The organism is Protofrankia sp. CiP1_Cm_nod3, assembly GCF_982290655.1.
Genome location: NZ_CEVIVD010000026.1, coordinates 17,144 through 24,475, shown reverse-complemented (window position 1 = coordinate 24,475; position 7,332 = coordinate 17,144). Strand labels below are relative to the sequence as shown.

The following is a 7,332-nucleotide window of genomic DNA, read 5'->3' as shown; positions in this document are numbered from 1 at the left end:
CGGGCGGACGCCGTGCTGACGGCCCGTGCCCGTGTGCGGGGCGCCGGTGGTCCCGGTTTGGCCGGTTACCCGGCGGTGCCGGCTCGGCCGGTTACGATGCCCGGGATCGCGGTCAACGGCCAGGCGGCCCCGTGACTGTGCGGGGCACCCGTGGCGGGGTACCCGTAACTGTGCGGGGTAACTGTGCGGTCATGGTCAGGACATGGCCATGACCCGCGCCGCGCCCGGCCCGGGCCGACGCGCGGCTGACGTGATGCCTCGATGCTCCGGACCGGGGTCGAGGCGCGGTGGGTGGTGCTCCCGGTACCGCGCCAGACCCGGTCCGGAGGAAGGGTGCCTGTCCTCGTGCATGCCCTGCGAATCTTTGGTTGGTCGCTGGCGGTCACCGTGGTCGGTGTCGCGTTGGCCGGAGTGCTCGGCGGCCCGGAGACGGCCGCGATCGTCGCCATCCTGGCCGTGCTGGAGATAAGCCTGTCGTTCGACAACGCGGTCATCAACGCCACGATCCTGCGCCGGATGAACGAGTTCTGGCAGCGGATATTCCTCACCGTCGGCATCCTGATCGCCGTATTCGGGATGCGCCTGCTGTTCCCGATCGTCATCGTCGCGCTCACCGCGCATCTCGGCCCCATCGAGGTCTTCGACCTCGCGTTGAACAACCCGGACGAGTACGCGGCCCGGCTGCACGACGCGCATCCGGCCATCGCCGCCTTCGGTGGCATCTTCCTCTTCATGATCTTCCTGGATTTCATGTTCGACCCCGAACGTGACGTCCAGTGGCTCCGCTGGATCGAGGAGCCGCTGCGCAGGGCGGGGCACCTCGATGTGCTGTCGGTCGTGGTCGGGCTCGTCGCGCTCCTCATCGTCGCCGAGGCGTTCTCCGGTGACGCGATCCAGCAGGTGCTCACGGCCGGTGTCGCCGGTATCGCCACCTATCTGGGCGTGCGTGGTCTCGGTGAGTTCTTCGAGGCGCGCGGCCTGGGAGCCGACGACGATGACGCGCAGGACGCCGGGCAGGACGCCGACGACGCCACCGCGGTGGCTCCCGTGGGGACCGCGCCCGCGGCGGGGCCGGCCGGCGGCAAAGGCGGTCCCAACACGCTGGTCCTCGCGTCGGGGAAGGCCGCGTTCTTCCTGTTCCTGTACCTGGAGGTCCTGGACGCGTCGTTCTCCTTCGACGGCGTGGTGGGCGCTTTCGCGATCACTCAGAAGATCTTCGTCATCGCGGCCGGGCTCGGTATCGGCGCCATGTACATCCGGTCGATCACCGTCTACCTCGTCCGCAAGGGCACCCTGCAGGAGTATGTCTACCTGGAGCACGGCGCCCACTACGCCATCGGCGCGCTCGCGGTGATCCTCGCTGTCAGCATCGAGACCGAGGTCCCGGAGATCATCACCGGTCTCGTCGGTGTCGGGTTCATCGGAGTCGCCCTGATCTCCTCTCTGCTGCGCCGGAACAAGGAGCGGCGTGCCGGCGCGGACGAGGGCGACGGCCCGGACGAACGGCAGCGTGAGATCGTTACTGCCGGTTCATGACAGTCGTGCGTCCATGACAGCGCCGCCCATGGACGGCGGCGCCCATGACAGCGAAGATTCTTGATCGTGTATGTGCCACCACGGGGGTCACGGCGAGCCGGCGGCAGGGCCGGGACGACCACCACAAGGGAGCGGAACATGCCCATCGACTACAGCAAGCGCTCCACCGACTCATCCGCCGGTTCGTCCCCCGGCACGCCCGGGGTATCGCTGAACAAGGTGACTCTCACCAAGGGTGCACCTTCGGTCTCCCTGAGCAAGCAGGGCGGCGGCGGGCGGCTGCACGTCAACCTCAACTGGAACGCCCAGGGCGCGGCGGGCGCCGGCGGCAAGGGCGGCTTCCTCAAGCGGGTGCTGAGCGTCGGGCAGGGCGGGATCGACCTCGACCTGGCCAGCCTGTACGAGCTCACCGACGGCCGTAAGGGGGTCGTGCAGGCGCTCGGTAACGCGTTCGGCTCCCTCGACGCGCACCCGTACGTCCAGCTCGACGCCGATGACCGCACCGGTGCCTCCGCCGGTGGGGAGAACCTGTTCGTCAACCTGGCCCACGTCGCGGAGATCCGCCGTCTGCTGATCTTCGCTTTCATCTACTCCGGCGTCCCGAACTTCGACCAGGCCGGCGCGGTGGTGACCCTCACCCCGGCGCGGGGCGCGCCCATCGAGGTCCGGCTGGACGAGCGGGCCGGCAGCGCCCGGATGTGCGCGATCGCGCTGCTGACCAACCAGGGCGGCAACGACCTCATCGTGAGCAGGGAGGTGCGCTACGTCGGCAGCCACCAGGAACTCGACCAGGCCTTCGGCTGGGGACTGAACTGGACTCCGGGGCGCAAGTAGGCGCATGCGGACGAGTAGGAGAATATTGGGCGAATAGGCGTGTAAGGAAGGCGAACGGGCAACAGGGCCGGGAGCCAGGAGCATGATCAGGGGGACGACGGGATGTGGCTGCGCGCAGCCGGGGAGTGGAAGCGGACGTGAGCCGGCCGGTGCCGGTACCGCCCACGGGCGGTGGGCCCGTTTCGACATCCCGGCCACGGCACGGGCTGGTGGCCGGTACGCCACGTCCGGTGCCACCGGGTGACAACAGCGACGGGACGGGCCCGGCGGAACCGGGAGAGATCGTGGCCGGCACCGGGGATGCCGGGGATGACGGGCGTGACGGGCGTGACGCCCCGCCGGCCGTGCGGCCGGGGGACGCGACCGGCCCCGCGCCGGCCGATCATCCGCAGGCCGGCCTCCCGCCGGCCGGCCTCCCGCCGGCGGAGCCGGCCGTGACCATTGCCGCCGAGCCCGAGCAGCCCGCGGCACGGCCCCCCGCGGTTGGCGCGGCCGGCGGGATCGCTGACGGGCAGGAGGCCGCCGCCGGGGCCGCGGCTGAGGGCAGGGCCAAGGGCAAGAAGGGCAAGACCGGGACCGAGGGCAGGGCCGCGGACAAGACCGAGGACAGGGCCGAGGGCAGGGCCGCGGACGGGGCTGCCGCCGGGAACGCCGTCGGCGACGGCGACGCCGAGGGCCCCGCGGCCACCGCCGTCGCCGGCCGCCTGGACGAGCTGGCCCGGCGTCTCGAGGAGCTGGCCAGGCTCCGGCGTCACGACGCCGACCTGGTGGACCGCCTGCACGCCGAGAACACCCGGCTGCGGGCGGGTGAGCTGACCGAGGCGATGTCACCGTTGCTGCGGGGCCTGATGCGGCTGCACGACCAGATGACGAGCCTGGGCGCGGACGACGGCCAGAGCGTCGCCGGTATCCTGCGTACGCAGCTGTTGCAGATCATGGACGTCGCCGTGGACGTCCGTCCGTACACCGCGGTCGTGGGCATGCCCTTCGACCCGGCCCGGCACGTCGGCGTGCGCCGTATCGGTACGGACGACGCCAAGCGTGACCGGACGATCGCCCGGACCGTCAGACCCGGCTTCGTCCGCGGTGAGTCGATCGTGGTGCGCCCAGCCGAGGTGGAGGTCTTTCGGGCACACTAGGGGGCCGACAACAGCAGAAGGCCGACAAAGAGGGCCAACAACGGCGCGGCCATGGTTCTCGTGCGCCCGGTTCCCGGCCGGATCCGGGTGCCGGGGACCGGCCCGGTGGGCCCGGGGGCCTGGCGCCCCTGACCGTGGGCCGCGGCAGCGCGATGCTTTTCTTCGTGCGCCCGGGCCCTGGGCGGTGGCCGCGGTTTGGCGGAGGGAAGCTACATGACGCGGACGAAGGTGTTCGGGATCGACCTGGGAACGACGTACTCGTGTATCGCCCAGGTGGACGAGTACGGGCGCCCGGACGTCATCCGTAACATCGAGTCGCAGCCGACCACGCCGTCGGTGGTGCTCTTTGACGAGTCGCCCGGCGGCGAGGTCAGCTTCGTCGTCGGCACGCAGGCCAAGCGGCAGGCCCGGATCCGTCCGGACGACGTGGCGAGCCTGGTCAAGCGGCACATGGGCGAGGCGGACTGGCGGTTCGTCGTCCACGGCGAGGAGTACAGCGCTCCCGCGGTGTCCAGCCTCGTGCTCAAGGCCCTGGCCGCCGACGCGCAGCGGGTGACCGGGACCCCGGTGACCGATGTGGTCATCACCGTGCCCGCCTACTTCGGTGACGAGGAGCGCAAGGCGACGAAGCTCGCCGGGACGCTCGCCGGGCTGAACGTCGTCGACATCATCAACGAGCCGACCGCGGCGGCCTTCGCCTACGGGTTCGCGCGGGGCGGCGCGGCGGAGTCCACCGTGCTGGTCTACGACCTCGGCGGCGGCACCTTCGACACCACGGTCATCCGGCTGTCGGAGAACGAGATCACGGTGGTTGCCACCGACGGCGACCACGAGCTGGGCGGCGCCGACTGGGACGCCGAGCTGGTGCGTTTCCTCGCGCAGAAGTTCATCGAGGCGCAGCCCGGCGCCGGCGACCCGCTCGACGACGTCTACGACGAGCAGGAGCTGCTGACCGCGGCGGAGGAGGCGAAGCTGGCGCTCTCGGGCCGGGAGAGCGTGGACGTGCTGGTGGTCCATGCCGGCCGGCGCACGAGCGTGACCGTCACCCGCGCCGACCTCGAGGAGATCACGGCGTCGTTGCTGCAGCGCACGCTCGACCTGACCGGCTCGGTGCTCGACCGGGCGAAGGAGCGCGGGGTCGACCACGTCGACGTCTGCCTGCTCGTCGGGGGGATGAGCAAGACCCCTGTCATCGCCCGGAAGCTGACCGAGAAGTTCGGCCTGGCTCCCCGGCTCGTCGATCCTGATCTCGCGGTGGCCAAGGGCGCGGCGGTGTTCGGGCAGAAGAAGGAGCTGGAACGCCAGGTCATCGACGATCTGGTCGCGAAGGGCAGGCTTGCCGAGGGGGAGGGCCTGGAGGCGGCCGAGGCGACCGACGTGCGGCAGGCGGCGTCCGGGGCGGCCGACAGCCTCGGGCTGGACATCACCGCCGTGGTGGACCTGGTGAAAACGAAGATCGTAAATGTGACCTCGCGCGGTTTCGGGATCCTCGCCGAGGACAGGGGCAAGACGGTCGCCGCCTTCCTAGCGCACCGCAACGACCCGTTGCCGATCGAGGTGACGCGGACCTTCTACACGGTCTCCGACAACCAGGCCGAGGTCGACATCCGCGTGTTCGAGCAGGGCACGAGCGCCGAGTCGCCCCTGCCGGAGGACAACAAGGTGATCGTCGAGGGCGCCATCGCCGGCATCCCGGGCGGCCATCCCCGCGGCACGCCCGTCGAGGTCACCTTCTTCATGCGCCCGGACCAGACCATCCGGGTCACCGCCACCCATCCCGGCGCGAAGGACCCCCTGCTCCTGCAGGTGAAGGCCGGGGTCGGCAGCGAGGCGATGCGGGACGAGGAGGGCAGGAAGGTCACCCTGCTCAAGCAGCGCGACTGACGGCCTGGAGGGTCTGCGGTGGATGCCGGCCGGCGCGGGCGCTGATCCGGACGGCCGGCATCCACCGCAGACATACCCACGGGGACACCCGTACCCACGCGGACACCCGCACCCACGCGGACACCCGCCGGGCCGTGTCTGTGTGAGGTGTCACCAGGAGCGGGCAGGTGCAGTTCTGGCCGGTGCATTGCCTCGTCCAGTACATATGGTGAACGTTCCAGGCCGCGCCCAGGACGGGCACGGGCTGTACAGACACGGGTTTCACCTGCCCCGCGGCAGGGACGGGACGAAGGTGGGACGGTGAGCGCGGCGTTCGACGGCAGCGGTTACCGCCAGCGTGTGCTGGCGGAGCTGCACCGCCGCTCCACGTTGGATCTCGATGACCCTTTTTTCGTCGCGGCCCTCGATCCGGATGCCGTCCACACCGACGCGCAGGTACGCGAGCAGCTGGCCGCCGTCATGGCCTTCCTGCAACGGCAGCGGGACGCGACCCGGTACGCGTCGCTCGCGGCGACGCTGGTGCGGCGGCGGGCGGAGTGGGAGGCGCCGCTGCTGGACGCCGCCACCCGCGACCAGCTCCGGGCCCGGGTGCTGGCGGCCCGCCAGGCCGGGCAGGCCGAACGGCTGGCGAAAGTGGCCCGCAATCTCGCTACCGTACGTGAGCGTTTCGGCGGGGTGCCGCGTTCCCGGGTGGCCGGGCTGCGCCGGCTGGCGGCGGCCGACGGGGTGACCACCGAGCAGTTCGACGCGGTTCTCGCCGGCGAGCAGGTGATCGAGGACGGCTGGGGGGACGGGGCCGAGCCCCTCGCCGCGGGGGTGCGCCGCCAGATCCGGGACCGTCTGACCGAGCTGCGGCAGCTGCGGGTGGGCAGCAGGGCCGCCACCGCCTCCCTCTGGGCCTTCCTGGGGGTCCCGGCCGGCTCGCCGCCGGAACGGATCAGGGCGGCCTACGAGATCGCGCTGGAACGCAACCAGCGGCGCCCGCACGACCACGAGAAGACGGTGATCGCGGATCTGCTCGCGCAGGTGCGCACCAGGCTGCTGGACGGGGATCCGGCCGCCTACACCGCCGGCCTGGCCGCGGACGCCCGGGAGGAGATCCGGGGGCGGGTCGAGGAGCACATCGTTCTCGACGGCGAACTGGGACCGGCCGCGTTCGAGGGGCTGGTGCGGGAGATCCTCTCGAGCGGGTCGGGCCTGTCCACGGCGCAGGCCAAGACCCTGCTGCTCGGCGTCGCCCGGGAGCTGGGCGCGGCCGTGACGACCGGGGTCTTCCTCGACTATGTGGTGTGCGCGCAGTGCTGCCGCCCGGAGCCGGTGGACGGCTCGCGGATCTGCCGTTACTGCGACACCGAGCTGTACACCGCGTGCCCCTCGTGCGGACGGGAGACCGAGGCCGCCGCGGTGGCCTGCCGTTCCTGCGGGCAGAGCGTGCGCCAGGCACGGGAGGCCGCCCAGGCCGTGTCCGCCATCCGCCGGGCGCTGGGCGCCGGCCGGGCCCGCCAGGCCGGCGAGCTGCTGGCCGCCGTCCGCCCGGTGCTGGCGCTGCTCGACGGTGCCACCGCGCGGGAGGCCGAAGAGCTCGACGCACGGGTGCAGGCGGCGCTGGCCGCCGCCGACGCCGGCTGGCGGGCGCTGGTGGACAACCGTGAGGCCCGGCGCGCGGACGCCGCCACCGACGGGGCGCGGTGGCTGGTCTCCCACGCCCGCGACGTGCCCGGCCCGGACGGGCGCACCCCCGAGGAGGTGCTCGCCGAACTCGCCGCCCATCAGGACGTCATCCACCGCCGGGTCGCCGCGGCCCGGGTGCTGCCCGCCCCCGACCAGGAGAGTGCCCTGGCCGCGGTGCTCGCCACGGCGGCGGACAGCCGCGAGGCACTGGCGGCGCTGGCCGCGCTGCCCCTCGACCCGCCCCGGGAGCTGACCGCGGCCGAGCAGG

General features: G+C 72.1%; 4 protein-coding genes and 1 pseudogene. All 5 read left to right on the top strand.

Annotated features, from left to right (window positions below; translation table 11 throughout):
* The first annotated feature begins 345 nt into the window (after positions 1–345).
* Positions 346–1,536: a DUF475 domain-containing protein gene (locus AC5LUJ_RS07835; RefSeq protein WP_250281153.1), complete on the top strand. Its 1,191-nt coding sequence runs from the start codon at positions 346–348 to the stop codon at positions 1,534–1,536.
* Between the two features lie 138 nt (positions 1,537–1,674).
* Positions 1,675–2,370 (top strand): TerD family protein, encoded by a 696-nt coding sequence (locus AC5LUJ_RS07830; protein WP_250281144.1) that lies wholly within the window; start codon positions 1,675–1,677, stop codon positions 2,368–2,370.
* A 284-nt stretch (positions 2,371–2,654) separates the two neighbouring features.
* Positions 2,655–3,509, top strand: coding sequence for a nucleotide exchange factor GrpE (grpE, locus tag AC5LUJ_RS07825; RefSeq protein ID WP_250281143.1), 855 nt, complete (start codon positions 2,655–2,657; stop codon positions 3,507–3,509).
* 213 nt (positions 3,510–3,722) lie between these two features.
* The gene (locus AC5LUJ_RS07820) at positions 3,723–5,393 is read left to right on the top strand and encodes an Hsp70 family protein (protein ID WP_250281142.1); all 1,671 of its coding nucleotides are present in this window, start codon (positions 3,723–3,725) and stop codon (positions 5,391–5,393) included.
* A gap of 300 nt (positions 5,394–5,693) precedes the next feature.
* Positions 5,694–7,332 (top strand): annotated as a pseudogene (locus tag AC5LUJ_RS07815) (zinc ribbon domain-containing protein); the annotation flags it as partial.